At 47.6% G+C, this 26,922-nt stretch carries 23 protein-coding genes and 1 riboswitch; of the genes, 7 read left to right on the forward strand and 16 right to left on the reverse strand.

Annotated elements, in window-relative coordinates:
- Nucleotides 1-157 precede the first annotated feature (157 nt).
- From LACZS1_RS11370 to LACZS1_RS11380, 3 genes are all read left to right on the forward strand, one after another.
- Entirely contained in the window at nt 158-2,179 is a 2,022-nt protein-coding gene (locus LACZS1_RS11370; RefSeq protein WP_070650624.1) for a SpaA isopeptide-forming pilin-related protein, read from the forward strand.
- Between the two features lie 210 nt (nt 2,180-2,389).
- Nucleotides 2,390-3,292: a metal ABC transporter solute-binding protein gene (locus LACZS1_RS11375; protein WP_070650625.1), complete on the forward strand. Its 903-nt coding sequence runs from the start codon at nt 2,390-2,392 to the stop codon at nt 3,290-3,292.
- A gap of 202 nt (nt 3,293-3,494) precedes the next feature.
- Entirely contained in the window at nt 3,495-3,644 is a 150-nt protein-coding gene (locus LACZS1_RS11380) for a hypothetical protein (RefSeq protein WP_041084771.1), read from the forward strand.
- Nucleotides 3,645-3,717: 73 nt separating this feature from the next.
- On the opposite strand, the gene LACZS1_RS11385 is transcribed toward LACZS1_RS11380, so the two are convergent.
- The 3 genes from LACZS1_RS11385 to LACZS1_RS11395 all read right to left on the reverse strand — a co-directional run bounded on the left by LACZS1_RS11385 (nt 3,718) and on the right by LACZS1_RS11395 (nt 6,325).
- Nucleotides 3,718-4,065 carry a fluoride efflux transporter FluC gene (locus LACZS1_RS11385; protein WP_010492455.1) on the reverse strand — a complete coding sequence of 116 codons (348 nt, stop codon included), beginning with the start codon at nt 4,063-4,065 and terminating at the stop codon, nt 3,718-3,720.
- Entirely contained in the window at nt 4,059-4,472 is a 414-nt protein-coding gene (locus LACZS1_RS11390) for a fluoride efflux transporter FluC (protein WP_029345598.1), read from the reverse strand. The genes LACZS1_RS11385 and LACZS1_RS11390 overlap by 7 nt, the downstream gene beginning before the upstream one ends.
- A 71-nt stretch (nt 4,473-4,543) precedes the next feature.
- Nucleotides 4,544-4,599, reverse strand: a riboswitch (Fluoride riboswitch).
- Nucleotides 4,600-4,810: 211 nt separating this feature from the next.
- Nucleotides 4,811-6,325 carry an MFS transporter gene (locus LACZS1_RS11395; protein WP_070650626.1) on the reverse strand — a complete coding sequence of 505 codons (1,515 nt, stop codon included), beginning with the start codon at nt 6,323-6,325 and terminating at the stop codon, nt 4,811-4,813.
- A 652-nt stretch (nt 6,326-6,977) separates the two neighbouring features.
- Between LACZS1_RS11395 and LACZS1_RS11400 the strand changes: the two genes are divergently transcribed.
- Complete coding sequence (locus LACZS1_RS11400) at nt 6,978-9,716, forward strand: family 78 glycoside hydrolase catalytic domain (RefSeq protein WP_070650627.1); 2,739 nt, start codon at nt 6,978-6,980, stop codon at nt 9,714-9,716.
- Between the two features lie 156 nt (nt 9,717-9,872).
- On the opposite strand, the gene LACZS1_RS11405 is transcribed toward LACZS1_RS11400, so the two are convergent.
- From LACZS1_RS11405 to LACZS1_RS11460, 12 genes are all read right to left on the reverse strand, one after another.
- Nucleotides 9,873-10,121, reverse strand: coding sequence for a hypothetical protein (locus tag LACZS1_RS11405; protein ID WP_070652058.1), 249 nt, complete (start codon nt 10,119-10,121; stop codon nt 9,873-9,875).
- Nucleotides 10,122-10,199: 78 nt separating this feature from the next.
- Complete coding sequence (locus LACZS1_RS11410) at nt 10,200-10,448, reverse strand: hypothetical protein (protein ID WP_010492460.1); 249 nt, start codon at nt 10,446-10,448, stop codon at nt 10,200-10,202.
- A 931-nt stretch (nt 10,449-11,379) separates the two neighbouring features.
- Nucleotides 11,380-12,882 (reverse strand): hypothetical protein, encoded by a 1,503-nt coding sequence (locus LACZS1_RS11415; RefSeq protein WP_141753081.1) that lies wholly within the window; start codon nt 12,880-12,882, stop codon nt 11,380-11,382.
- Nucleotides 12,883-12,896: 14 nt separating this feature from the next.
- Nucleotides 12,897-13,757, reverse strand: coding sequence for an ATP-binding cassette domain-containing protein (locus tag LACZS1_RS11420; RefSeq protein WP_070652056.1), 861 nt, complete (start codon nt 13,755-13,757; stop codon nt 12,897-12,899).
- 21 nt (nt 13,758-13,778) lie between these two features.
- Entirely contained in the window at nt 13,779-14,648 is an 870-nt protein-coding gene (locus LACZS1_RS11425) for a DUF4097 family beta strand repeat-containing protein (protein ID WP_070652055.1), read from the reverse strand.
- A complete protein-coding gene (locus LACZS1_RS11430; protein WP_306402860.1) occupies nt 14,645-15,265 on the reverse strand; it encodes a DUF1700 domain-containing protein in 621 nt (206 codons plus the stop codon). The genes LACZS1_RS11425 and LACZS1_RS11430 overlap by 4 nt, the downstream gene beginning before the upstream one ends.
- Nucleotides 15,262-15,600 carry a PadR family transcriptional regulator gene (locus tag LACZS1_RS11435; protein ID WP_047105447.1) on the reverse strand — a complete coding sequence of 113 codons (339 nt, stop codon included), beginning with the start codon at nt 15,598-15,600 and terminating at the stop codon, nt 15,262-15,264. Before LACZS1_RS11435 ends, LACZS1_RS11430 begins: the two co-directional genes overlap by 4 nt.
- Before the next feature lie 195 nt (nt 15,601-15,795).
- Nucleotides 15,796-16,764 carry an aliphatic sulfonate ABC transporter substrate-binding protein gene (locus tag LACZS1_RS11440; RefSeq protein ID WP_070652053.1) on the reverse strand — a complete coding sequence of 323 codons (969 nt, stop codon included), beginning with the start codon at nt 16,762-16,764 and terminating at the stop codon, nt 15,796-15,798.
- Nucleotides 16,754-18,286, reverse strand: a complete 1,533-nt coding sequence (locus tag LACZS1_RS11445; protein ID WP_070652052.1) for an AMP-binding protein — start codon at nt 18,284-18,286, stop codon at nt 16,754-16,756. Before LACZS1_RS11445 ends, LACZS1_RS11440 begins: the two co-directional genes overlap by 11 nt.
- The gene (locus LACZS1_RS11450; protein WP_070652051.1) at nt 18,237-19,475 is read right to left on the reverse strand and encodes an acyltransferase; all 1,239 of its coding nucleotides are present in this window, start codon (nt 19,473-19,475) and stop codon (nt 18,237-18,239) included. The genes LACZS1_RS11445 and LACZS1_RS11450 overlap by 50 nt, the downstream gene beginning before the upstream one ends.
- Nucleotides 19,472-20,176 carry an ABC transporter ATP-binding protein gene (locus tag LACZS1_RS11455; protein WP_010492477.1) on the reverse strand — a complete coding sequence of 235 codons (705 nt, stop codon included), beginning with the start codon at nt 20,174-20,176 and terminating at the stop codon, nt 19,472-19,474. Before LACZS1_RS11455 ends, LACZS1_RS11450 begins: the two co-directional genes overlap by 4 nt.
- Nucleotides 20,173-20,988: an ABC transporter permease subunit gene (locus LACZS1_RS11460; RefSeq protein ID WP_070652050.1), complete on the reverse strand. Its 816-nt coding sequence runs from the start codon at nt 20,986-20,988 to the stop codon at nt 20,173-20,175. Before LACZS1_RS11460 ends, LACZS1_RS11455 begins: the two co-directional genes overlap by 4 nt.
- A gap of 366 nt (nt 20,989-21,354) precedes the next feature.
- On the opposite strand from LACZS1_RS11460, the gene LACZS1_RS11465 reads away from it, so the two are divergent.
- From LACZS1_RS11465 to LACZS1_RS11475, 3 genes are all read left to right on the forward strand, one after another.
- Entirely contained in the window at nt 21,355-23,472 is a 2,118-nt protein-coding gene (locus tag LACZS1_RS11465) for a DUF1430 domain-containing protein (RefSeq protein ID WP_070652049.1), read from the forward strand.
- Between the two features lie 3 nt (nt 23,473-23,475).
- Complete coding sequence (locus LACZS1_RS11470; protein ID WP_070652048.1) at nt 23,476-24,123, forward strand: ABC transporter ATP-binding protein; 648 nt, start codon at nt 23,476-23,478, stop codon at nt 24,121-24,123.
- Nucleotides 24,124-24,250: 127 nt separating this feature from the next.
- Nucleotides 24,251-24,553: a hypothetical protein gene (locus LACZS1_RS11475; protein ID WP_070652060.1), complete on the forward strand. Its 303-nt coding sequence runs from the start codon at nt 24,251-24,253 to the stop codon at nt 24,551-24,553.
- A gap of 78 nt (nt 24,554-24,631) precedes the next feature.
- On the opposite strand, the gene LACZS1_RS11480 is transcribed toward LACZS1_RS11475, so the two are convergent.
- Nucleotides 24,632-26,713, reverse strand: coding sequence for a matrixin family metalloprotease (locus tag LACZS1_RS11480; protein ID WP_093997882.1), 2,082 nt, complete (start codon nt 26,711-26,713; stop codon nt 24,632-24,634).
- Nucleotides 26,714-26,922 lie beyond the last annotated feature (209 nt).

The raw sequence follows: 26,922 nt of genomic DNA on the forward strand, positions 1-26,922 counted from the left end.
CCCGTTCTTTGCCAATTAAAAAAGATTTCACCGGAAGCCTACTCAGTAGGTAGCAACTTTTTAAGAGGACTCGGCGAATTTTTTTATATTATTAATTCCATAAACCGCGATCTGATATAAATAAATTGGAATCTAATTTTTAAGAGGGAATGTATCTATGCAAATTCAAAACCGCATCCGAAAATATACGTCGAGTTGGTTACTGTTAACGCTGCTGCTTGCAAGTCTAACGTTCTTGTTCAGCCCGCTAATCAGCCCGCCGACCGTCGTTGATGCGGGAAAGAATGTCCCGGTTTCTGGTTTAAATCGCAATGATGCAACGATTACCGACATTAATCAAAAAGATGTGACCCATACAGCGCGTCTTTCACGAGGCCAGCTTTATTACTTAACGTACCATTGGCAAATTTCCGATGGGGTCACCGTTAATGCCGGCGACACTGCCGAATTTTCACTGCCATCATCGGTGTTGCCGCAATCCGACATTAGCTTCAAAATATTAAACCCCGGCACCCAGGAAACGATTGGCAATGTTTTTGTTAAAGCAGGCAGCTCCCAAGGGCTCATCACCTTTACCGACTTTTTCAGCCAAAAGACGGTCAAACGCGAAGGCACCTTAAAACTCCAAGTCAATGGCCGCTTTAACGATCCCGATCACCAGCAGGTTAGCTGGTATATCAATAAAGCCGGCTGGGTGGTGACGCCGCCTAAGGGTAATCATGCAGCGGATTCGAACCAATATGTCGATTCACTGGGCAGACCAAAACTCTTTCAATGGCAAATCACGTTAAACCCTCAAGGCAAAACTATCCACGATGTTGTCCTGCATGATACTTTGGATGCAGGTCAAACATTTGATACTTCGCATGCATTGACCGCAGCCACTGGCACATACAGTCAGAACGCCTTTCATCAAAATGGTACGATTAAAGTTACTCCTCAAGTAAACGATCGGGAAATGACGATCCCCTTAGGCACCATTACCACAGCCGTTGAAGTCAGCTTATGGACCAATCCGCTTTCAACCAGTTTTGGAAGTTTTAGCGGTGACAAGAACACCTGGAACAATCAGGTCACGGCAACAGGCTCGCAAGATAGCGGGTTGAATCCAACTGCCAAGGGTAAAATCACTTGGAATAACACTGGTGTTGGTATTGGCTCAGTCAGTCAGGTGAAGCTAACTAAAGTAGGTGCGACAAGACCGCAGCAACCATTAAAAGGGGAAACTTTTGCACTTTACCGCAATGATGGCAAACTTGTTAAAAACGGGCTGACGACTGACAAGAATGGCAGCTTATCAATTTCTCAGCTACTGGCTGGTCAGTATCAGTTTCTCGAAACCAAAGCACTCGCTGGCTACCGCCTCAACCGACAGCCAATTAAATTCACTTTGACCAAAGATCATCCGCGGGTGGCCATCAAGTCAGCGGATATGCCGATAACACCTGCTTCATCATCAAATTCATCGAGCACTTCCAGTTCGTCTGCATCATCGGCTAAGCCATCTTCTAAAGCATCGAGCAGCTCTAAGCCATCAAAACCTTCGTCTGAAGCCTCAAGAAGTTCAAAACCATCGGAGCCCTCGTCTAAGGCATCCAGCAGTTCAGAACCTTCATCTAAAGCACCGAGCAGCAGCCCCAAGCCATCTGAGTCGTCATCTCAGGCATCGAGCAGCGTCAAACCGTCGAAACCATCCTCAAGCACCAAGCCGTCTAACCCGCCGTCAATGCCATCAAGCGCGCAGTCGTCTGCATCTTCCTCAAGCCATCAGATTGCCTCTTCTAAATCGAGTTCGTCAGTTCCTGAATCAGCTTCCAGTACTGGGTCAAGTGATTCATCAGCAAGTCTTAAGCCATCAATGGGCGCTTCTTCATCAGCCCCTACTAGAGAATCCGCCAGTTCGACCTCTGAAAGTCATACGTCTCAGCCAGCCAAATCTGCAGTAACTTCTTCGGTAGCCAGTTCCGATACAGCTTTGCCAACGGACTCAGACACGAACACGCAATCCGGGCAAGACGATCCCTCAACTGAAACAATTAATCCCCACAGCAAGCTCGCCTCCAAGCGATGGATGATCCTACCCAATACAGGTGAACGCCTTGTAAGCGCCCTGTCCACTGCGATCGGTATCGTGTTAACTGTAGTCGGTAGCGTTCTGTTCTTTAAGAATCATCGATAAACATCAATTCAAACGCTTTTACTGAAAAGAATAGGCCAAATCAAGGGCTTATTCTTTTTCTCGTCTTTAGAACAAAACCGCGGTCATCCTTGATTCGATTATGAATCCCTCAAGGCTGACAGCTGATCAAACGAATATTTTACTTGCGTCTATAGCCCTCAATACGCTACGCTTATGCTCGTAACGATTACGGTTAAAGGGGTTTTACGAATGATGAAACGAGTATTGACAGTCATCAGTCTACTATTATTGTCGGTTGTGGCGGGCGCTTGTGGCACAACCGCTAAGCAGTCCGGTGACAATGATAAAATTCAAGTCGTCGCTTCTGTTGATTTTTATGGTGAAGTCGCCAAAGCTGTCGGCGGCAAACAAGTGCAAGTCACTTCGATTATTGACAACCCGGCAATTGATCCCCACGATTATGAACCAACCACCCAAGTCGGCAAGCAGATAGCGACTGCCAATGTGGTGATTGCTAATGGCATCGGCTACGACGGCTGGATGACCAAATTGATCAAGTCCGAGAACAAGTCTAAACAGTCTTTACGGGTCGCGGAAGATATCATGGGTAAACATGAAGGCGACAATGAGCACATCTGGTACGATCCGCGAACCATGCCGAAACTCGCAAACGCGCTAGCTGCCAGATTTGCAAAACAGAACCCAGACAAAAAGGCGACGTTTAAAGCTAACGCCAAGCGCTATATTGCTTCACTCGATAAACTCAATGACCTGATCGGAAAACTTAGGCAAAACGCCAAAGGCAAGAAAGTAGATGTTTCCGAACCGGTCTTCGGTTATGCGCTCGATTACCTCGGCTATCAGATTAACAACCGCCACTTTGCCCAGGCGACTGAAGAAGGTACCGATTATAGCGCTAAAGATATTCATAGCGTCGAAGAAGACATTAAGACAAAGAAAATTGCCTTTTTCGTTAACAATAGTCAAGCCAGTTCTAAAGTTGTCGATAGTTTCATTAAACTCGCAAAAGAAAATAAGGTTCCTGTTCTTAATGTCACCGAAACCTTACCTAAAGGCAAAAACTATCGCAGCTGGATGCTCAGTCAGTATCAGCAGTTAGAAAAGATTCAAAACCAAATAGCTGCTAAGTAATTTTGACCACCAATCGCTCCGATTTCGCTGTTTATTTTAGGAACTTTTCTTGGTCGCTTGTGAAACATTGTGACATCTGCAATCTTTTCGTAAACTTTTTGCAATGAATGCGTTTTCATTTGCCCTAGACCGATTGAATTTCTTTGACATAGCTCCTACAATGTAGTTGTAAACAGGAGCAACCAAAGGGGAGATGTTTCTAATGTCACTGATCAAGCATACTTTTAAACGCGTTGAGCATCTGATCGCCACACCACGCGATCCCCACGAAGAAGAACAAGCCCGTTTGCAGGCTGACTTGTTCTACACAAATCTCAGTAGCCTACAACCAAAAACAAATGCAAGATTTTGATTGATGGTTACCACGGTTCTGGCTGTCTCGACGTTGGTTGAGGCGGCTTTTTTTATGCGCAAAAGTTACACACTTAAGCTCCGGACAATGTCAATCCTGTTACCATTGCCAGTATCCCTAGCAGCACACTACTCAGACCATAAAGTGCTGCCAATCGCCATTGACGGTTCCTCAGCAAAATAAACGTGTCCGTCGTGAAAGTTGAAAATGTTGTAAATCCACCACAAAAGCCAGTCAATAAAAATAGTCGGAAATTCGACAATACTGGCAATCCCGCCAGAAGGCCAGCTAAAAATGCACCCAAAACATTAATCAACAACGTAGCAAATGGCTTACCCGGCCATAAAGTTCGTCCCAACACGGTCAACCCGTAGCGACACACTGCTCCCAATCCTGTTCCGATCCCAATCAGTATTACCATAAAGCGCCATGATCCTCTCCAACCGTGAATTTGGCGACTAGCACGCCTCCCGCTACAGCTAGCATCCCTCCCAGAAGATTCACACTTAGCATCAAGATAGCCGCAAGCATATTCGTTCTGATCAGACTTACGAAGTCCAACATAAGCGTGGAAAATGTTGTGAACCCCCCGATCAAGCCTGTTCCAATCGCTAACAGTAACCATTCAGGCAAATCAAACTTCAAGTCCAATCCATAAGTGGTTACTGCCAACAAAAAGCTTCCTAGCAAATTCACGATCGTCGTTCCCATCATAGTTGCTTGATCTGTTGTTACTGCGCTAATCCAGTAACGCAAAACGCCACCGAAAAAACCGCCAACAAAAATACCTACCAGCCAGCCAAACCGTACTTGTTCTCGCTGTATCATAAACTGTTCATTCTCCTTTTCGTGCGTCTCCTGCCAGCCATACATAAAAAGACACCCACCCTGTCATATATCCCAAGGTAGGTGTCATCAACTAAACGTATAGGCGAACACCATCGCCATTCAATTCAAAAAAATTATAGCAAACTTTTCTCCACGAAAAAACCCGCATTCACCTGAACACGGGTTTTTCATTTTGCCACGCACATCGGATTTATGTTTCCGGTGGCCATGGTTTACGTTGTGCGTTGTTCCGCTCGTTGCGGCAGAATTGATTGAATTGGGAGTGAATCAAATGACAACGCTCTCTAAAGCCTTTTTTGAGTAGCTGCGTGAACACCTCAGACGATGTTGTTGTGACCCCAAAGATGGTCATACTTAAATCCGGTTAGGTTTTCAACTTGCGCTTTAACCTTCGGATCAACATCGGACATCTTACCACCGGCCTTCAGACGATCGATTTCGTCACGCAGAACCTTGTGACTTTCACGATCCAATTTGAAGAAGTAAGAAGTGACAAATGCCAAGAGCAGCATGAGGGCGGTACCAAGCAGCATCCATAAGATCAAACCGTTTAACGCACCTGCACTTTGGCTTTTGGCTGATTCATTGAAGCCAAATGCTGATAGCACAATCCCGGTTAAGAACGGTGCCAGTGCAGAAGTGGTCTTGCGAGCAAACGTCATGATGCCGGCAAAAATACCTTCGCGCCGTTGTTTGGTGACCATTTCATCCACATCAGGAATGAAGGTGTAAACCGTCCACGGAACATAACCGGTACCAGAGTTTGAAATGCCCCACGTAACCTGAAGTGCGTACAAGGTCATGATGCCCCAACTGGTACCTGCAGCCGAACCATAATAAAGACCGGCATAGCAAGCAACCGTAAAGAACATCATTAAGTACATAATCCGCAATAACTTAGACGGGCCAAGTTTGCTCATGATCTTCGGCCAGAACAGGTTACATGGAATACCGATGATCGAACCAACTGTCAGGATGTTCGAAGCTTCGGTTGGGTTACTCTGCATCGCATAAACAATGTAGAAGACATAAGTCGCACCCACAATATCGCGGGCGGTAAATGAACTAAGATAAATAACTAAGTGAAGCGCAAAGGACTTGATTCGGAAAACCGAACCCATATCTTTAATCATGTTCCAAAGCGATACCAACGGATTTTCGCCTTTGTTGCGGCTTTCTTCGATGATCGCTTTACGTTCTTCAGGCGTACCGTCAGTTTCCCGCTCGAAAGTGGAGAAGTAGGTTAAGCCGATCGCAAGAATAAAGATGATGGCTAGGACAATACCAAGCGTTAAGAACGCGTTGGGATTGTTTTTACCCATAATAGCAAAGATCCGACCTGGCAACCATGATGCAAGGAACGTTGCAAGCGCTGACCAAAGCATCCGGGAACTGGACAAACGAGCCTTCATATCGTAATCATCTGTCATTTCAGCAGCTAAGGTCTCGTAAGGAATCATAACCAGCGCTGTGAATGCTTCCATGAGCAGATAGGTAAACAGATAATACCAGAAGCCCATATGCGAAACCCAGATAACAACGTAGATAAACATTAACGGAATGGAGATCAGCAGGAAGAATCGTCTGCGTCCAAATCTCCGTCCCATTTTAGTTGCGCCAAAATGATCGGTTAAATACCCCATCAGTGGACTAATTAATGAGTCAGCTACACGAGCAATGGCAAGAATCGTACCACCAAGGACTGGTGACAAGCCACCAAAGGATGTGTAGAAGAAAAGCATCCACGTTGAGGCAACCGTTAGCGCCCCATTACCAAATAAATCTGCGGCACCGTAACCAATAACATTACGCCACCGGACTTTCCTCTTCACGATGAAAGACCTCCCTGTTTGATTAACAACAAATATGAATCCGAATCCGCTTTTCGTAAACGTTTACAAAAATGAGATTAACATCGTTTTCGTAAAACCGCTACCAAAATTAGGAGATTTTAGTAAAAGAGGCGCGATTGCTATTGATATGTCCCAAAACCGGAACAAATCTACAGGGTCCGTTCATTTTGAGCCATCTGTCTTCATATTTGTTTAACAATGACGACTAGCAAAAAATCGATACCACTTACTCACTAATAGCCATCTGTCCAATCGGCAGGGTTTATAATCCCTGCCGCGAAAACTTGTGAAACATGCGGCAAGTGCTTCTTAAAACATAGACCTTTTTACTAGAATGACCCGGAATTTACCGGTATCGACCATTGTTTCGAAGTTTCTCTTCACGCTGTTCGTCAAAAAAAGCGCCTGTTTTGGTCGCGTATTTTCACTTTGGGACAATGAAATACTAAGTTTGGAACAAATACACATTTCGCCAATCCTACTATTCTCGAGAATAGGTGATATTACGCAATTTATGCTCGCCTAGTCGCTTTGATTTTTAGTAAACGCTTAAACGCCATATTGATTTTTCAATATTTACAACGTACGCTAAGAAAAAGCGTTCTTTACTTATAAAGGAGTAAGTTAAATCATGTCAAACATAACAGCAGCATTGTACGCGCCAGATCATTTAAGCGTTAACTTGCAGCACTTTGCCTATAACGTTCAGCAACATCCCCGCTTCAGTTGGTGGAATCATAGTAGTTTCTCTGACGCCGCCCAAACGGCCTATCAGCTAGTTGTCTTCAAGCGGCTTCAGGATCGCGATCACCAAACCTACCTATACGACAGCGGCTGGGTCCATTCAGCACAAAACACAGCCGTCACTGTCGCAGACTTAGCAGACAGCTTGCATCCTGGTGATCTCTATTACTGGCAGGTCCGGATTAAAGACAATCTTGGCCACACCAGTGATTTCTCACAGCCGGCGAAATTCATTTGTGCTGACCCCGCACTGCCCGTTCAGCAAGGCATCTGGCGGCAATCGCAACCAAAATCTGGTGAAGAACTAGCCCACATCGGTAACGTCGTCTTTCTTCGCAGTCCGCAGTTGACCATTGACACGAACGATGTCGACACGGCAGTTGTGGTTGCCTTCGCGCGCGGCAATGAACCGATTTTTGCCCAAAGCTTTGACCTGTACGTTAATGGTCACTGCCTCGGCGTCGGTTCCGCGCGCCAGCAGGAACACGATCACGGCACGGACCGCACGGCAGTTTACTATAATGTCTACGACGCCACTGATTACCTGGAAAGTGGCACCAATACGGTAGCAGCGCTGGCAACCGGCAGTTCAGACCGACGCGCTTTTTGGTGCCAGTTGATTGTGTACAAACATGACGGTACCAAAGAAGTCGTCACCACAGCTGATCCTAGCTGGCGGGCGCTGGACGGCAGCAGTGCTTTTGGCGACTTCGGGGTCAAAATCCGCTCCCAATATTTTGGCATGGTCAGTGAAAATATCGATATGCGCTACTACCCACAAAACTGGGCAAGCAAGACCTTCGATGACCATGATTGGCCAGCTGCCTGGCGCAACCCGCAACCGATGATCGCTGATGACGAAGTGCTGGTTCCCTATCGCAGTGAAAATACCGAGCGTATTGAGGTCCATGACGCCAATAAACGCATCATCACTTTTTCACCGCAAAATCGGTTAATCGATCTAGGTAAAGAAATTATCGGCGGCCTGACTGTTGATCTTGCCAGTGACACGGATCAACGCGTGACCGTGCTGATGGGCGAACAACTCGAAGACAACGGCCACGTCCGTCACAACATGGCTTGCGGCCCTGACTATGTTGAAAATTGGACGCTGGTCAAGGGTGAAAATCGCTTCACGACCTTACAGATGAAAAACTTCCGCTATGTTGAACTACTTGGTTTCGAAGGTGACTTACACCTCGATGCCATTAACGGTTGGGCCATGCAGCAGCGTTTCCCGGACAACGAAGGCAACTTCCAAAGCGATAGCGACCTGCTAAACCGTGAATACGAGCTATCTAAGTACACGATTAAGGCCACTAATCAGGATGTTTTTGTTGACTCGCAGGCTCGTGAACGGCGGCCGTATGAAGGCGACTTGTTGGTTAACGCGAATACAAGTTACACGGTATCTGCAAATTATTCACTGGCCCGCCACTCCTTGGATTATTTAATCGACAACCCGACCTGGCCGGAAGATTACAAGCTGTTCGCAATTGAAATGGCTTGGCTTGATTTTCTTTACACCGGCGACGATACGCTACTCAAGACGCGTTACACAGCCTTGCAATACAAGCTCAACCGCGGCAAGTCTGCCGAAAGTTTTGACGGCGCATCGCAGAGTTTCAAAGGCTCACTGAAAAATAGCAAAGGTGTCGACAACTTCGATGAAAAAGTCGGATTAGTCACTAACGACGGTCTGGTTGACTGGCCAATTTCGGAACGCGATGGCTTTGTGGAAGGCACCTACAATACCCCGTTCAACGCCATTTTCTACGGTGCTTACTCGACCATGGCCAAAATCGCCAAGGTTCTGCATCATGACGACGACGCGGCGCACTATCAAGATCGGGCAGCAACGATTAAAAAGAATCTGATCGACAAGTTGTACGATGACCAGACCGGCCGATTTTTTGATTCACTGAATGCCGACCAAACCATCAACCGCCATACCTCACACCATGCTTCAGCCTATGCGCTTTGCTATGGTGTTTATACCGATCAGGCCATGGCCGATCGCTTAAGCCAGTTTGTTGCCAACAATGGCCAATTCGTCGGCAGCATTTACTTTATCTACTTCATGCTCAAAAGCCTGTTCGAATCCGGTCACGCGGCAGACGCGATTACGTTGCTGACAGACCCGAACGATCAAAAGGATCACAAATCATTCGCCGCGATTCTCGACAGTCTGAAAGCCACCATCGCCCCGGAAGCTTGGAGCAATCACTACAAGCCAAACTTAACGCTGTCCCATCCGTGGGGTGCCACCCCGGGATTAACCATTGTTCAGGGCATTGCGGGCATCATGCCAATCGAACCCGGCTTTTCGACCTTCAGAATCAAAGTCCGTGCTGGCAAACTGACCCACCTGAACCTCACCACCCCGTCCGTGAAAGGTCCCATCACCGTTCATTATCAGCAAGACGCAGGCAACCAAACCTTAGACGTTGCCGTGCCGATGAATGCAAAAGCACAGGTCGAACTCCCCGCCCAAGCACACCAAGTGGCCGTGCAGGATCAATTCGGCAAAGATTGGACAACTGCTGTCCAGCACGATGATCAGACCTTGACCATCCCGGCCGGCAGCTATCGGATTACTTATCAACAAGGTACTGTGGGTAAGTGATGCGCATGCGTTTGAAAAAGGGAACGTAATCAAAAAAAGACACCGGAGTCTCAATTGAGTTTGAGTTCTGGTGTCTTTTGGTCTTGGTACAAAAAGGATGAAATGCAGCTCATGGGATGACCGCTGAAGGAGGACATGGATTTTTGCACAAAATCCTCAAAAATTCCGTGCAAAATACCAAAGTATGACAAGTTGAATAAAGGAGAAAGAAAGATCATATGCCAATGCCCACTTACTATTCTCCGTTGTAAGGAAATACGCAGCAAAGTTAGCAGTGATCAACAGGACATTGATAATCCAGATTAAGCCCTTTGTCCTTTTATCAAGTTTACCTTTGGATGTCTTAAGAATCCAAATGATGACAATCGTAGTAAAAACAATTTGAGTTGCATCATCAATATTCATTCGCCCACCCCTAACCTCTAAGTGATGCCGTTCACCGCGCGTCTTCCGAAAGTGACTTCAGACTTTTAAGATGAATCTTTAGAAGTTTCGCGCAAACGACCACATGATGACTAACTGGATAAAGGCAAATGTGTAATTATAGGCAATTGCCCAATGGCTTCGTTCAGTCGCAATGATATAACCTGCGACATTCCCGACAATCACTAAGAGAACAACAATCCAAATTAGTTCCTTAGTTCTGCGATCAATTTTGCCCTTCGATGTCGCAATAATCCAAATAATCACGACTGGGGCGAACATAATTTGAACGATATCCCAGAAAGTCATTTACGTCAGCTCCCTGCCTATTAGTCGTGTCAGACACCGATCTTCAAAGAAAAGGATCTTGTATAAACGTAATCTATACCCATCCATTAATATCAGTCAACAAATTATACCTGTTCTTCTGTTGCTGAATTATCAACATCTAAATACCATTTATTTAAAAGAGCATCTATAAATTCTTCGTTATTTATACGCCGAGATTCTCACTAGGTTAATGCTCTTGCTTTAAACTTTTTGAATTCTAAAAAAAGCCAAGTAAAATAGCTTCCATTTTTCCGAAAACGCTATCATAAAGTTACCGGAGCGCAGACTCCGTGTAAATTTATTGGACCTCGAGTCCGTAGTATCGGCAACGATACTTGATGCCTGCCGTAATGATGGCGAAAGGCATTTCTGTGGCTTGATAAACAAGCCACAGTGGCAACCTTATCCTTTTGGATGGGGTTGCTTTTTTTAGTGAGCGTGAGCCAGCCCGTTTAGAAACCGGAGTGTAAGCGTCCTTGGGCGTGATGGCCCGGGTTTAGGCCATTGCGACCAAGGTCCTTACACGCAGGTTTCTGGGCTGGCGAACGCGTTATGGTGAGCGTGAACAGGAGCGCTTAGAAATCGGAGTGTAAGTGGCCTCAGACCTAAATGGCTGGGCTTTGGCCATTTAGGTCTGAGGTCCTTACACGTAGATTTCTGCGACTGTGAACGCGTTATAGAAAGCGGAAGTCTGGTCTCACATTTGCCTAAAATAGAACCATCTTCCACTGAAACTATTTGGCGATTGCGACCAAGGTCCTTACACGCAGGCTTCTGCGCCGGGGAGCGCGTTATGGTGAGCGTGAACCGACGCAATTAGAAGTCGGCGTGAAGATAGCTTTAGGCGAGAGGGCTTCCACCTTGCAAGCACATCATATTAGGCATTCCCCACTTCCCAATATTCACACCATCAAGCCACGCTTCGCCGGCGGTTCGCAAACTGCGTCAACGCCAAGCCAACAATGAACAACCCTGCAAAGACGACGCAAACGATCAAGGAAAAGTGCGTTGGGCTGATCATCCCGGTAAGACCATTCATGTAGAAAAACCAGAATAGCGCCATCAGCAACGCTAGCAAATGCCCTGAGTTTAGCAAGCTTCCCATCCCTTGCGCCAATGCAACTGTCGCTACGGCTACGAGTACCAGCTGAAGCGCGACACTAGGCGTCCGGACGATGAAAGGTAACATGATGACCAGTGCCAATCCGCCGCTGACCAACAATTCGGCCCATTTTTGGTGCTGATTCGCTGCCGGAACCGTATGCAGCCACGACTGCCAGCCGCGTGGTGATGAGCCTAACGCACTCAGCCATGGCAAGGCCAAAAGCCATACGATCGGCAAGCCCGCTTCTTGTTGTGCTGCGGTGGGAACAAACCAGACAAGCAACCAACTGCCTAGCAAAAGCGCACGATAACGCCATGAACCGATATGCCACTGACGTTTTGCTTCCACCTGCAGGAGTTGTGCCCACTGAAAATGCCTAGGCTGAATGGGAACATAGTCCGCTGGTACTGGAGCGCTAGATGCTGGCGCTTGGACTTGATGCCTTACTTTTAGACTGCCGGTTTGCCGTGCCTTGTGCATCAGCAATGCCGCCACCAGCGCAATACCTACCGCAATCAGTATCTCACCGAGCATAAAGGCCAAGGTTGTCCGGTCAAACGCCACGGGTCCAAAATGTAGCGACAGCTTGCCTTGCTGTCCTGCATAACTGCTGAACATTTGAATCCCATCGATCGGGCGACCGATGACACGTTCACTAGCGCGACTGACCGTATCCTGCAGTGACGTCAATCCGCTGAGACTCAACAAGCGATGCCAAAATGCGTGCGGCTCCGATAGCTGCGTGGCATACACATACAAGAGGCCGAACATAAAGACTGTGACCAATCCACTGCTGCGTTTAGCTGTGATACTTTCGACCAGCAACGCCAGCGCCGCAATCAAGGCCATACTCGGCAACAAAGCCAAAAACGGCGACAAGAAGGTGGCCAAACTAATACCTTGTCCCGGAAACCGGATCACCACCATCAAACCGGTAGCCAACAGTGTTACGAACCACATTGACAGCAACACCAAAAAGTTACCGACAAATAAAGCCAGTCCATACGATAGCCGCGCAAACCGCGTTGTTGCAATCCATGGCCATACGCCACTAGTGCGATCGGTTTGCAGCGCATTTTCAACCGCGCCTATGCCAAAAAATGGCAACGTGAAGCCGAAAATCAGCGCAGCACAGATTGGCAACCAAGTCGGATTATCCGCCTGCCGAAAAATCTTAGGATCTAACGATAGGACTTTAATACCGGTGTTAAACCGCGGGGTACACAGAATCGCTAACACGACCACTGTCCCGATCATCAGCCAGAATGAGTGCTGCCGGACTCTTTCTTTGAACGATGTTTTGATCATGGTTAACATGCTGATCACCGGCTTTCCAAAGCACTTAACGTTGCGTCTTCCAACGTGGGCGTCACCGCTACTGCCTGAGGTGTTGGTGATTGCTTGGCAACGGTTCGAATATGAATGCCATCAGTGGCTTGCCGCATTTCGCTCATCGCCTGATCGGTCTGCGGTTCCGTCCCTTGCGGCAGCACATACTCCCACACGTGACCCGTCGCGGCTTGAATCAGTGCCGGCGCAGTGCCTTGGAAGACCAACTGCCCGCCTTTTAGCAACAACAATTGACTGGCAACGGCTTCGACATCTGAAACAATGTGCGTTGACAACAAGACAATCCGTGTTTGGGCCAGTTCACTTAACAAATTACGCATCATAATCCGCTCAATTGGATCAAGTCCGGCAGACGGCTCATCGACAATAATGATCTGCGGATCGCCTAACAATGCGGCCGCCAAGCCCACACGTTGCCGCATGCCGCCGGAAAAGCCGCCTAAACGTGCATGGGCGGCACCCTGCAAATGCATTTGCTGCAACAATTCCTTAATTTGGCGATTAGCTTTGGTCGTTGGCAACCCTTTGAGTGCGGACAAATATTGCAAATACTCCGTTGCGGTCAACTGCGGAATAATCGGTACAGTCTGCGGCATATAACCCAATACTCGCCGCATTTTGCCAGGATGCCGTAAAATGCTTTGCCCGTTCAGCAAAACATCTCCAGCCGTGGGGCGCATTAACGTCGCCAAAATTTTCATAAACGTCGACTTACCGGCCCCATTTGGCCCAATCAAACCAACTAAGCCACCGCTTTCAATCGTCACTGAAACATGATTCAAGGCCATTTTATTGTGAAATTGCATGGTCAAATTTTTCGTTGTTAGTTTCATAAAAATCAACCTCCGAACGCGTTATTTCACCTGATTGTCGCCATTATGCGTCACTAGGCGAAGCTGCGTGTCAGCTCGCCGGTTATAAGTAACGTTATTTTCAGTTGTGGCACGTGTAAACACCTTGTTATCGCCAGAACCGGTACGTAATTCATAGCCAGTCTGCTTATCTGCGCCAGTGACGACATTATCGCCATAGGTATTGTTAACCTGATTCTTCCCTTTCAGCTTGGTATGTGCCATGTGAAAATCGCCACTGCTCAAAGTAAATTGACCCTGATTGATCGTGCTGTCGGTGACAAACAGATCGCCATATTTCGTTGTGACTTTTGGTTCACGCAATGTTGCGTTCGTCACGCGGACATTGCCGGAATTTGACTGTAACTGCAACTGTGCCTGCTGAACATGGCTGACCGTCATATCCCCGCTGGTTGCACCGAGCTTAAGCCGAATCGTTTTGGCAACGGCATACGTCAAGTTACCGGAGCTGGTGTGGACCGTTGCCGCTGTGATGGTTTGATCGCGCGGAACTGTAATCGTAATTTGCGGCGCGCGCGTCTGGCCGAGCATCATGCCGAAAATCGGTTTCCCTTTTTGCGTCAAGTTGAGCTGACCGGAACGAACCGTCTGCTTGACGTGTCCGGATCCAACCGATGTAACTTGAACGCGATATTGCGCGCCGGTTTTCACGACCACGTCCATATCATTGGCAGTCACCGAGAGTCGTGAGAACGGTTTGACCTGTTGCGTTTTGGTCGTCGGATTGGCAATAATGGGTTGCCCGTGTACCACTGCAATCGGCTGCAACCCATCATGGGCGGCACCGATGCCAAGCATAGCCAAGCCAAGCACAATTAGCAGCGCCCCAATTGCGAGTAATCTTTTCATCATAATTGGGTCACCTCCAAATGTTGCTTGCGGATGTGTCGATAAATCCACCGGAAGAAGCGGGCCACCACGTTAAACATGCCTTGCGTCGTCCATTTCAATAACGGTATCAGGAAAAGTCCCACGCCAATGGCTGCGATCCCTAAACCCACGTATCTCAACGCCACCATGGGATGAGCCAGCAGGAACAGTCCGGCGAAGATCGAGAAGGCGCCAACGCCCAAGCCCAGACCAGTGGCACCGGCAAGCACCAGCAGAATCGCCAAGCTAACTGCCGCAATCACAATCAGCAGTGCCAAAACGATGACAAACAACGCAATGGCAACCGGAACTGTCATCGGCGCCGACAAAATCGCCAATACAATGGTCTTGATCTGTCGAGCGTTGGCTTTAGGCGACGCCGCGGAGCCAGAAGCCGTGCTGCTTTTAATCGCATAATCTGCCAAAATCTGGCGACCAAGCTGCTGCGGTGTGCCAAGTACCTTGGTAATCGCATCACCATCCGTCAAGCCGCCATCTTCGGCATAATCCTGAAAAAAGGCAACGGCTTCTGCCCGTTCATCGCTGGTTAGCGGTGACAGTAGTTGTGTTAATGCCTGAAAATAAGCTTCACTCGTCATGACTGGTCCTCCTTCTTCGCTTGATTACCCGCGTCGGTCAGAAAATGCTCAATCTGCTGTTTAAAAGTCTGCCAATTGGTTTCGGTTTCCTGTAACAACTTGGATCCGGCAGGCGTGATCCGATAATAACGGCGATTGCGCCCTTCGTATGGTTGATCATAAGTGGTTAACGCACCTTGCGCTTTTAAACGGCGCAACACCGGATACAACGTGGAAGGGGAAATGCTGATCACCGCTTGAATCTGTTGGGTCAGTGCGTACCCGTATGCATCGGATTGTTGCAACACGGCGAGCACAATGCCATCTAATAGTTCCGCACTGAGCGGCATACTCATGAACCCAACCTCCTTCCTTATTACATCATCGCTTATATTATACGTCATATAATATCATATGCAAGAAAGCTAGGCGAAAAAGGCCCAAACTCTTTGACAGTTATAAGCACGAAAAAACGGCCAACTCCTTCATACCAAAGGGATTGGCCGCTTAACGATATTTTGCGATTTATCGTAAACTTTCACACATAAGGTCTATTCGTCGACTAACGTTGTTTTCATATCCACTTCCTTGGTGACAACACCAGCTTGATACAGCGCCTTGGCAATGGCGTTTTCTTCGGCGACAATTGTGCTGTTGCCATTAATCAACGTCATGGAATAGGTTCGGCGTTCGACCATCTTTTGGATCACCTCATTCGAAAGCTTGAGGGTCTTGCTTAGCATGGCAATCAGTTGGGTATGGTGCGCATTCGCCCACGTCATGTCGTCATTCAACGCTGTGGTCAACAACTTGCTTAATGACGTATGATTCTTGGCATAGCTTTGCGTCGAAATCAGGAAGTCCCGGTTTTTGGACAGGCCGGTGCCGTTTGTCAGCAGCTTGGCATTGTTGTTCACTTGCGCGGTTGCCGTGTACGGATCCCATGTGACCCAGGCATCCACACTACCTTTGGCAAAAGCAACCGACGCCGAACTCTGATCCATATTCACCAACTTGACATCGCTGGTTGATAAGCCGGCTTTCTTGAGCGCCTGCATGATCAGGTACTGAGCAGCAGTGCCTTTTTGATAAGCAATCGTCTTGCCTTTGAGTTGCTTGAGACTGGTGATGCCGCTATTTTTGCCAACCAGAATGCCGCTGCCGTATTCTTTCGTGGCACCTGTCGCAATCAAAGCAATATCGGTACCGGACGCCTTAGCCGTGACTGGTGGCGTATCGCCAACTCGCGCGTAGTCAATGGCGCCGCTTTTAAGCGCGGTCATCAGTGCCGCGCCATCCGAGAATTCCTTGAAGACCACTTGATAGCCTTTTGCCTTCAGTTTCTTGGCTAGTTCGCCACGCTGGCGTGAGATGTCCACCGGATCGGCTTTTTGGTAGCCAATCGTGACGGTTTCCTGATTGGTCGAAGCGGTGGTGGTTTGGGTATAGCCGTACACCGCAACGCTAAACCACGCAATGAGCCCGACTAACAGTAAAATGAATCGAAATTTACGCTTCATAAAGTTTCCCGCCTCGCATGAGTTGGTCGCGTAGTTTCGGTCGCAAAACCTTGCCAGTGGTATTCACTGGAAAAGCTTTAACAAACACGACTTCGGTTGGACATTCGTAAGCAGCAAGGTGGTGGCGGGCAAAATCGAGTAAGTCAGCCTTGGCATTTTGCGGATCAGCAGTTGGATCCTGTCGAATGACCACAGCCGTGACGGCCTCTCCGTACAGATTGTCCGGTAACCCAATGACCGCCACTTGTGCGATCCAATCCAATTCATTAAGCACATTTTCGACTTTGGCCGGTGCCACCTTTTCACCGCCACGATTGATCATCTCTTTGCGGCGGCCTTTGACAAACAGGTAGCCGTCTTGATCCAGATAGCCGATATCACCGGTCAAGAACCAGCCATCGGCAAATGAATCAGGATGGGGCTCGAGATAATCGTGAATCACGTGGTCGCCGCGAAGGACAATCTCGCCTTCGACAAAAGGTTTTTTGGTCAACGTGCCGTCTGCCAATCTGATACGGAGGTCCGTGCCAACCGGTTTGCCCGCTGACCCGATTTTGGGTGCCTGAATCGGATTTAGGGTGCTTTGGCTGGCTGTTTCCGTCATGCCGTAACCTTCCAAAACCTGCGTGTGAAACCGCGATTGAAACGACACGAGTTTGTCTTCCGGCAAGGCGAAAGAAGAACTGCGGACAAACCGCAAATGGATATTGTCGTGATACGCTTTTAAGGCATTTTGGTTCATCAGCAGAATCGAAATGATCGTCGGAACCACCGACACCCAGGTGACGTGATTGTCTTCGATGGTCGGCCAAAAGGCACTTGCCGAAAACTTGGGCGCAATGACTAATTTACCGCCGGATAGTCGGGTGGCCAAAACCGAAATCACCTGCGCATTGATATGAAACATCGGCATCACGACCATTGCCGTGTCATCCGGCGTTAGCGCGTGGCTCATAATGTCATAGTGGGCTGCGTTAACCAGCATTCGGTGCGTCAGGCCGACACGTTTCGGTTTACCGGTGGTACCTGAGGTGTTCAGAATTAAGGCCAGATCATCTTCGCGCGGCGCCATTTGTGGGGCGTTGATGCGATAAGCCAGCTGGCCGGCATCGGTTAGGATGGCCAATTCCGGCATGGTATGCAAGCGAACCCGCGCCCATGGGATCAAGGGGGCTTCCATGGCTTCTCCCAGAGCTGGCAGGGTGATGACCGCTTGATAGTGATAAGTGGTCCACTCGTCGAGTAATTCTGGCACCGGCGTTTTAGCCGCGATCGGATGGGCGACCGCACCAATTTCCCAAAGTGCCTGATTAAGCGGCAGGAAAACCGGTGAATTCGGCAAGACGATCAAAACCTGATCCCCGGCACCGATTTTCTGTTCGGCAAATTGCTCGCGTAAGGCGGCAACATCTTCTTCTAAGTCGCGCCCCGTGTACCACGTATTGGCAGCAACGGACTTAACTAAGGGATAATCACGATGATTGATGAGATTCTGAGATAACTGATCGGTGAGCTTGCTCATGATTCGGGACTCCTTTCGCAGATAACGACAACGATTGCGGACGGCCTATCAGCCATCCAAACGGTGAAACTTTGTAACAGAACCAGGCGATCCCAAAAGAGCCGCCGAGAATACCGAGATAACCAACCGGTAGCAGTAACATCAGGGTCAGATTGCTAAGATGTAGCAATCCCAGCACCCCGCTTAATAACGACAGTGCGATCGTTTGGCAAAGATAGACCCCAAAAGAAACTTGGGCGCCATTGCCAACTAAGCGGGCGAACCAGTGCTTAGGCTGCTTGGCATGCCAGGTAGCATACTTTTGGCCAAGCAGCGCCACAAAGGCAATCATCACCACGTCGTAGACCAGCATGTAGGGCTGATGCGGTGAAACGGCGGCGCTATGGGTCATGCCCAAAATCTGTTTATTAAAGACATAAAGCCCAATTGTGCCAAAACTGAGTATCAATGTGCTGATGCCGATGAGCGGTTGATGATCCAGCAACCAATTCTTGACTGCCTTGGCATGTAAGCTGAAAAGACCACCGGCAATGAAGAAGAATTGATACGTGAAGACATTGACGCCATAAGCACGGAACCACCATAGCCAACCACTGGTATCGATGTGGGGCAGTCCGTATTTAATCCCGGCCACAATCAGCAGTTGTAAGCCAAAACTGGCCAGCGCCAAGACGCGGTGATGCCCTTTTGTCTTTTTGAACAACCAGAGCATCGCCGGAAACAACAGATACAGTTGCATCGTGACCAAGACGTAGTATAGGTAGAACTGATCGCCGTGTAGGATGGCGCTGAGGTAGTCCGGCCAGAAATTGGCAATGGTGAAACCGCCAATACCAAGCAAGATGGATCCGATCATCAACAACGTATTCCACAAAACATAGGGAATGCCGACAGTTGTGAACCGTTTTTTGAAGAACAACGGCCAATTACGTTTCCGCGAAAAGTACACCATGGTCAGAACCAGTCCGGTCATGAACATGAAGCCCATCCGCGTGAAGTGGATCATCAAGTGCGTGGCAAGTAAGGCGGTGCTTGCGAATCCGGATGACAGCTGATGCTCAAACGTGGTTGTCGTATGATTCAACAAGACCCCGGCAATGAAAATCAGTCGCATCAAGTCAATTTCATATAGGTAACGATGCTTCTTAGAGGGCTTGGCAGCAGTAGCGGTTAATACTGGCTCTTTCATGAGGTCACCGGCTCTTCTGACAGGATTGCTTGCAACACCCGAGCGGCGGTTTGCGCCACTGCTTCAGGCGACTGCCCGCGGGCACCGGTCGTTTCGGCGACCAACTGGCCATCCCTGACGACGATAATCCGATCTGCCATGCGGGCTGCTTCGTTGACATCATGCGTGATGAGCAACGTACTCAGCTTTTGCTCGGTAAAAATTTTCAAAATGAGATCCTGCATCCGCTGCCGGGTCAACGCATCTAACGCGCCCAGCGGTTCATCGAGGAGCAACAATTGCGGCTTAGCCAATAACGCCCGGGCCAACGCCAGCCGCTGCTTTTGCCCGCCGGAAAGTTGAGCCGGATAACCGGTGCTTTTATCGGTTAAGCCAACTGCATGCAAGAGGCTCTTCGCCTCGCTGATGACTTCCGGATCGCGATTCTTAAACGAGACATTATCCAGATTGGTCAGCCACGGTAACAGGCGGTCATTTTGAAACATCACCCGCATCACTAAGCCTTTTTCACGACTCAAGTGACCGGCTGTCGGCGCTTCGAGTCCGGCGATCAAGCGTAAAATCGTGCTTTTTCCGCCGCCGCTCATCCCGACCAAGGCCAGGAACTCACCTGGGTACAAGTTAAGTTGAATGTCATTCAGGACGGTTTTGTCACCGTATACTTTTTCCACATGTTGCAATTGCACGATTGGATTGGTCATGCGTCAACGCCTCCTTGACGCCAGCTGAGGAAAAGCCGTTCCAGATTCTTAGCAATCACATCGGAAAGTTTTCCTAGCAAGGCGTAAATCAAAATACAAAGTAGCACCCTATCCATGCGCATAAATTCTTGGGCGTTGGTGGCCATGTAACCTAAACCTGAAGTGGCCGAAATCGTCTCGGCGACAATCAGGGTCGTCCACATGACACCCAGTGCGTAGCGAACACCCATCAGAATGTTGGCCAAGGCGCCCGGAAAAATCACGCGGGTGAATAATGCTCTTCTGGAAAGTCCATAAGCCCGGCCCATTTCCAGTAACTCCGGGTCAGCGCCGGTAATCCCTTGATACGTATTGATGTACATCGGGAACATCACCCCGATCGCCACCAACGCGATCTTAGCGGGTTCGCCAATCCCCATGAGAATAATCATCAAGGGAATTAACGACAGATGCGGAATATTGCGCAACATCTGAATGGGACTATCCAGCAGCGCGCGGATCGGTTTGACCAAGCCGTTAATGAGGCCAAGCACAAAGCCGACACTGCCGCCAATGGCAAAACCAGCCGTGGCCCGATATAGGCTAATCGCAATGTTCTTTGGCAATTCACCGTTTTGCCACAACGTAATGCCATCTTGGATAACGGTCGTCGGAGCCGGAATCAATGAACTTGTGATCCAGTTAAAACTGACTGCAGCCTGCCAGCCAATCAGCACCGCCAGCGGCACGATCCATGGCAGTACCTTCAACCAATTCACGGATCGTCTCGTCCGCCTTTTTGGCTGTTGCGTCAGTGTCGTTACTTCTTGCATCAGCGCCATCTCCTTTAAGTTGATGATGCTCATACTACGGGCAGCGACTTAAAGCTGACTTAAGTCAATTTGAAAAGTTTATGACCAAACCGTCATGAAAAAATGTCTTTTCAGGCGTCAAACGGCGTTGGGCCAGTGAATGAGCTGATTGGGAAAAACGAAAATAACGTGTTTATCCCTTAAAAGCCATTTTGATAAATCACGAAAAGCCAAAAGTTTTTGTGTTAGTTCGTTTTTGTAGACGCTTTCATAAAATCTGAAGTACACTAAGGCAAACGTCCTGTCGTTGGGGTAATCAGGGCGATCGCTGTTCTTCGAACTTGTGTTTATGGCAGCGTCAAACTGCACTTAAGGGGGAGCACGTTCATGAAACGAATTGTCAGTGTTTTTCTTTCGCTCATGGTTCTATTGGCATCGCTATTTGTCATCAACATTTTCCAAACTAACGATCAAATCCGAGTCGAAAACATTGAATCAACGCCGGCCTCGTTTAAGATCTATCTGGCCAACGCTACTAAAAGTTCCCAAGCAACGCTAAGCTTTTTCGAGCAATTGGCCAAAAAACACCACGCCTCAATTGTGCGAACTGATTTTCCGAACCAAACTGTTTTAAAATCCGCCGTTGTTGATCAGTCAAGTTTTCCTTACACCAACTTCTTCCAGAATCCTCAGCCCGTTAAGCTTTTCGAAAAGCCCAACGCCACTTATACTCAAGCTGCTTCTTCTAAAGGTCAGCCGCATATTCCGGTTTTCGGAAAAAGCATCAACATTCGCCTCCAAAACATGGCAGCTTATTTTAAGAACGGTGACAAATCGGCCAACGGTATTTACACTATCATTCCCGCCACTGGCGCTTCCAAAGATGCCATCACCAAGGAATTTGCGGCATTTTTCGACGTTCCCGAGTCAGAGTTGCTGACACCAAAAACACAATCTGAAAAAGAATATGTCAATCGGGACTTGTTAATGTACGCGATTGCTTTTGGTGTTTTGGCACTGCTGTCTTTACTAGGCGTGCTCGCCTTAGCCATGGGCCGGATCAAACCGATTGGCGTTTGGAAGATTGTCGGGCTGTCAACCCGCGACATTTTACTTCAACTCTATCGTCTGCCCATCATCACGACACTTGCATCAAGTGTGCTAGTGCTGGCGGCTTGCTATTTCTACTTTGACTATTTTCCCAAAGGTTTCTGGACACTCTTGGGTGCCTCACAGTTAGCTGTTCTGATGATTTTTGTGATTGCTATTCTCATTGTCCTCGTGTTAATCCGCAGTATTAAGGTCGTCCGATTCCTTAAAAATGCGATTAGTTTTAAACTCGGCACTGGCCTCCTTGCCATTTTGAAAGCCGTAATGATCATTTTGACCACGGTTCTCTTAATCGGCAGTCTGGCCAACATCAAAGACATTGTCACCGCGACGAAGCGCTACAATCAGGTGGCTGAAGTTGGAAAAAAGCTCACGATTAACTCACTAGGATTTGAAGGCGAAGCACTGAAAAACTTCGAATTGAACAACGGTAAAAATGAGGCTAGGCTCGGCGCCATTTTCTCGCAATTGGATACGCAACTTGGCGCCGAATTCATCTCCGGAGGCACCGTATATCCGCGGCGAAATTTGACCCGTTATCCCGCAGCAAGTACCTTCAAACCGCAAGACGCCTATCAGGTTGTTCGAGTTAATCAAAATGTCCTGCGCTCGCTTAACCTTTCTACTAAAAAGCATTTGTCTAATCAGTTCTTGATTCCAATCTCCCGCAAAAATGATCGGCATATCAAGCTTTTGAGCCAGCTACTCGCCTACGATCGACTGTCCGAAGCTGAACAAAAGAAAACGACGCCTGGCCAGTTAAAAGTCGCGCTTCAGTACTACACGCCGACCAGTGAAAAGGCTAAATATTTCTCCAATGATGGTAAATGGCACGCCACTTCGAACCCCATTTTCGAAGTGATTAACCCGCAAAAAATTGATTATAAAAGCCAAAATCAATTGCTAACTGCAGACGTTTCAAACCCGCTGAGAATCACGAACACCAAACAAAACCGGCAAAAACTCAAGACCATGACAAACGCGCAAAAGCTTGGCGGCATCGAACTGCGCTTTGCCACGATCGGCTCGATCTTAAACAACGAAACCGATTCTTCGCGACTAGGCTTACAGATTTCTGCTGGCCTGTTGATCATCACCTTCCTGATCTCGCTTATCGTCTCTGCCTTTGCCAGCTTTTTGTACTTCGAAACGCACAAGTTCAAATTATCAGTTCTGCGCGTGCTAGGCATCAAGTTGGTTGACCGCTACCAACAGATTATCGGCTTCCTTCTCTTAATGTACGTGACCCAAATCATCGTCGCCTTTATGCTTCAGAAATCAGCGCTCGCCATCGTGGTTGGCCTCATCTTGGCTGCTTGTGATCTACTTGTATCTTTTGCCATGCTTTATCACGAAGAAAATAAAAATATCGTCCAGGTTCTGAAGGGGGAATAAGCCATGATCGACTTGACCAATGTCACCAAGACGTTCGCTTCCAAAACAATTTTTGATAACCTCAATCTCCACATTGATACAGGTGAAATGGTTGCTATTATGGGGCCAAGTGGTTCAGGCAAGTCAACCTTACTGAACATCATCGGGTTGATTGACGATTTTTCCTCGGGCACCTACGAATTCGATGGCGTCAAGAATATTAAGCCCAACAGCCGCCAAGCCAATCGCACTATTCGCGAGAAAATAAGCTATATCTTCCAAAATTTTGCCCTGATCGATGACGAAACAGTCGGGCAAAACCTGGCAATCGCCCAGAAATACCTCAAGCTAAATAAAGCGCAACGGCAAAAACAAATTGACGATGCGCTTCAAACAGTCGGATTGAACGGCTATGCTGACCGAAAAACATTTGAATTATCCGGTGGCGAACAACAACGCGTTGCTGTCGCCCGCTGCCTCATCAAGCCAAGCAAACTCATCCTTGCCGACGAACCAACCGGATCACTGGACGGCGACAATCGCAGCCTCATCTTAAACGAACTCAAGAACATTAATCGGCTAGGAAAAACCGTGATTATCGTGACCCATGATCCCCTTGTGGCCAAAGAATGCTCCCGCATGATCGCGATTGGATCGTCATCGGAGGATTAGTTGTAGCTGTTCTGGCTAGGCTGAAGAAATCTGCTGTTGCCGAAGAGACGAAGTGTTATTATGATTGGGTCAATTTAGTTATCCACGATTCCATCACTATTTTCGCTTAACAAGGACGGTGACAATCATAAGAGTCCTCTATAAAGGCAAACCAGCCTCTGTTTGGGAAATCAGTCAAACCGGTGAACGTCCTGATTGGGTAAAGGACGCTTTAGACAAAAATCAAATCTATTGGTTAGACAACCGTGTTCGCATTTTAATGGCAGCGTTGAGACCGCCAATCACTGAAAAGCCAAACATGGTCGCTGGCGACACCGATGCTGGATTTGGCGTCTACGCATATGGGTATACAGGCGATTTTCTGGATGCTACCAATCAGCGTGTGGTGTCGCGCAGAAGGTTCTTAAGGGAATATGAGGTGCTGGAGTAGAAAAGAAAAGCTGAATAATCACAAAAAGTCCCGGTTTCCCGGGACTTTTATAACTCCTCAACTTTCATTCTTTGAAAGTTACGGTATACCAACCCACTTGACAGTTAGATTTGCGCTAGAACTTGCTTCACCTGCATTAGGCTGACCAACATAAGTCCAGCCAAGCGAACGAATAAACTTAATGACATTGACCATGGTGTCCGGAAGTGAATTATAATCATTTGAGGTACCGTCTGTCGTTGTATACATCAGGTTAGTCGGTGACGTGTAGAACGACCAAGAGGCACCGTCTGCTCCAGAATGACCAAGGCCTAAAACATGTCCTAATTCATGCTCGATAATGTTGACAGTTCCCTGATCATCTTTTTCCTTGTTAACTAACAGACTTGAACTACCGCCAGTGTTAAGTGCAACGGTCGCTTCATTGCCGAAAGAATATGCCTTTGTCACATTATTCTGGTAAATCTTGAAATAAGTCGACGCCCATACACCATCGTTTTGTAAGTTCTTCTCTTCAAAATTAAGATTCACATCTGTTGGCGAATCCGATTCCACAAAAAGATTAGGAATTTTGGCATTCCATTTATCAGCAGCTGCCTTAATTTCACTTGCAAGCGGATCGTCGGGGGAAACCCAGTATTTAATAGCTCCATTTGGTCCATCGCCAATCATGCCTTCATAAGCTGTTTTATAGCCGTCAGATCCCGTGCTTAATGCACGCTTGTCAACCCAATACCAAGTCTTATTATCGTTAGAGATATGAACTGCTGTAGTTTGAGTGCCATCTGGCGCTTGAACTTTCTCTTCTTCAGAGGCCAGGTAATAAGTACCCACTAGATCCGAAGATTGCCCAACAACATTTGAACTACCAAACGTGTCTGCGTAAAGAGGATACGAATCGGTTGTTGGTTTGATGGTATAGAATCTGCTGCCATCGGCTCGAAAATCTCGGTCACTGGTAATGTCAGACGTGTCGGCAGCATACTTTGTAACTGAAAGGACTTTATATTGGTCAGAAGGTGTGACTTTTTCGAGTGCAGTGTCATTGACCCAATATGATTTGCCATTTGACAGCGTGATTAAGGAATCATAGCCACCGCCAAATGGGAGATTTTCCTTGACCCTTTCACTAACCTGAGCCATCGTACCAACATAATTCTTGCCATCAAGATCGCTGAGCATTGCAATTGTCGGTACTGACATATCGCCATTATCATATTGGCTTCCAGATTGGCCCTTTAAAAACCAGTCTCCTGTAATCTTTACTTGATAATTCACTTTGGTCGCAGTCGGATCCTCGAACGCAGGGCCGTTTCCAACTGTCGCTAATTTCTTAATGACAAGTTCATTAACCCAATACGATTTACCATTTGGCAGCGTAATTAAATCGTCATAGCCACTGAACACATCATGCTCTTTGACCCTTGCGTTGACTTGAACGATTGTATTGACATAATTCTTGCCATCCAAGTTACCTAAATTACCAATGGTTGCGACTGATTGATCACCGTTGTCATATTGGCTTCCAGACTGGCCCTTTAAATCCCATGCCCAAGTGACTTGCGCCGGATAATCAACTTTTGTTGCGTTAGGATCCTCAACCGCTGGCCCGTTTCCAAAAGTTGCTAGCTTCTTGATAACAACTTCATTAACCCAATACGATTTGCCGTTGGGTAACGTTATCAAATCGTCATAGCCACTGAAGGAATCGTGTTCAGCAACTCTTGCGTGAACTTCAACAATCGTACCAACATAATTTTTGCCGTCCAGGTCTCCCAAGTTGCCGATCGTCGGAACTGATTGATCACCGTTGTCATATTGGCTTCCAGACTGGCCCTTTAAATCCCATGCCCAAGTGACTTGCGCCGGATAATCAACTTTTACCGCTTTAGGATCTTCGATTGCCGGACCGTTTCCAAATACTTTATCTGCATCCGCATAGACAACGTTTGGTGAAGAATTCTCAATTCCATAGTTTTGGTCAAAGAAAATTTGTGACGTCAAAAAGAAGGCTAGAACTAGTCCGATTCCCTTTAGAACTCTGACCAATTTATGCCCTTTTTCAGGGTCACCCATGAAACCAGTTCCTTTACCATGCACTAAAGGCTCTGCATAATTGCTGTGTCCATGAAATAGGATCATCTTGCTCTTCATATTCATATCATTCACCCCATTGTACCAACCAAGCATTTCTCAACCTAGATACCATCTTGATCAAAAAGTTCAATTTGAAAACGCAACTCTTGCGCACTGGCATTAATCATCAGTTTCTTCTCTGACTCGAAACACTGAAGAAATTAGCAAGCGTACATGAATTATAGAACTCTTCATCGTCTTGATTATGAGTTGATTAATATTCTGTGTCAATC

Source organism: Lacticaseibacillus zeae subsp. silagei, assembly GCF_030770335.1.
Classification (GTDB): Bacteria; Bacillota; Bacilli; order Lactobacillales; family Lactobacillaceae; genus Lacticaseibacillus; species Lacticaseibacillus zeae.

Excerpts from the sequence above, each read along its gene's own strand:
- LACZS1_RS11370 (WP_070650624.1), top strand. The coding sequence starts at position 158 with ATGCAAATTCAAAACCGCATCCGAAAATATACGTCGAGTTGGTTACTG.
- LACZS1_RS11375 (WP_070650625.1), top strand. The coding sequence starts at position 2,390 with ATGATGAAACGAGTATTGACAGTCATCAGTCTACTATTATTGTCGGTT.
- LACZS1_RS11380 (WP_041084771.1), top strand. The coding sequence starts at position 3,495 with ATGTCACTGATCAAGCATACTTTTAAACGCGTTGAGCATCTGATCGCC.
- LACZS1_RS11385 (WP_010492455.1), bottom strand. The coding sequence starts at position 4,065 with ATGGTAATACTGATTGGGATCGGAACAGGATTGGGAGCAGTGTGTCGC.
- LACZS1_RS11390 (WP_029345598.1), bottom strand. The coding sequence starts at position 4,472 with ATGATACAGCGAGAACAAGTACGGTTTGGCTGGCTGGTAGGTATTTTT.
- LACZS1_RS11400 (WP_070650627.1), top strand. The coding sequence starts at position 6,978 with ATGTCAAACATAACAGCAGCATTGTACGCGCCAGATCATTTAAGCGTT.
- LACZS1_RS11405 (WP_070652058.1), bottom strand. The coding sequence starts at position 10,121 with ATGAATATTGATGATGCAACTCAAATTGTTTTTACTACGATTGTCATC.
- LACZS1_RS11410 (WP_010492460.1), bottom strand. The coding sequence starts at position 10,448 with ATGACTTTCTGGGATATCGTTCAAATTATGTTCGCCCCAGTCGTGATT.
- LACZS1_RS11415 (WP_141753081.1), bottom strand. The coding sequence starts at position 12,882 with ATGATCAAAACATCGTTCAAAGAAAGAGTCCGGCAGCACTCATTCTGG.
- LACZS1_RS11420 (WP_070652056.1), bottom strand. The coding sequence starts at position 13,757 with ATGAAACTAACAACGAAAAATTTGACCATGCAATTTCACAATAAAATG.
- LACZS1_RS11425 (WP_070652055.1), bottom strand. The coding sequence starts at position 14,648 with ATGATGAAAAGATTACTCGCAATTGGGGCGCTGCTAATTGTGCTTGGC.
- LACZS1_RS11430 (WP_306402860.1), bottom strand. The coding sequence starts at position 15,265 with ATGACGAGTGAAGCTTATTTTCAGGCATTAACACAACTACTGTCACCG.
- LACZS1_RS11435 (WP_047105447.1), bottom strand. The coding sequence starts at position 15,600 with ATGAGTATGCCGCTCAGTGCGGAACTATTAGATGGCATTGTGCTCGCC.
- LACZS1_RS11440 (WP_070652053.1), bottom strand. The coding sequence starts at position 16,764 with ATGAAGCGTAAATTTCGATTCATTTTACTGTTAGTCGGGCTCATTGCG.
- LACZS1_RS11445 (WP_070652052.1), bottom strand. The coding sequence starts at position 18,286 with ATGAGCAAGCTCACCGATCAGTTATCTCAGAATCTCATCAATCATCGT.
- LACZS1_RS11450 (WP_070652051.1), bottom strand. The coding sequence starts at position 19,475 with ATGAAAGAGCCAGTATTAACCGCTACTGCTGCCAAGCCCTCTAAGAAG.
- LACZS1_RS11455 (WP_010492477.1), bottom strand. The coding sequence starts at position 20,176 with ATGACCAATCCAATCGTGCAATTGCAACATGTGGAAAAAGTATACGGT.
- LACZS1_RS11460 (WP_070652050.1), bottom strand. The coding sequence starts at position 20,988 with ATGCAAGAAGTAACGACACTGACGCAACAGCCAAAAAGGCGGACGAGA.
- LACZS1_RS11465 (WP_070652049.1), top strand. The coding sequence starts at position 21,355 with ATGAAACGAATTGTCAGTGTTTTTCTTTCGCTCATGGTTCTATTGGCA.
- LACZS1_RS11470 (WP_070652048.1), top strand. The coding sequence starts at position 23,476 with ATGATCGACTTGACCAATGTCACCAAGACGTTCGCTTCCAAAACAATT.
- LACZS1_RS11480 (WP_093997882.1), bottom strand. The coding sequence starts at position 26,713 with ATGAATATGAAGAGCAAGATGATCCTATTTCATGGACACAGCAATTAT.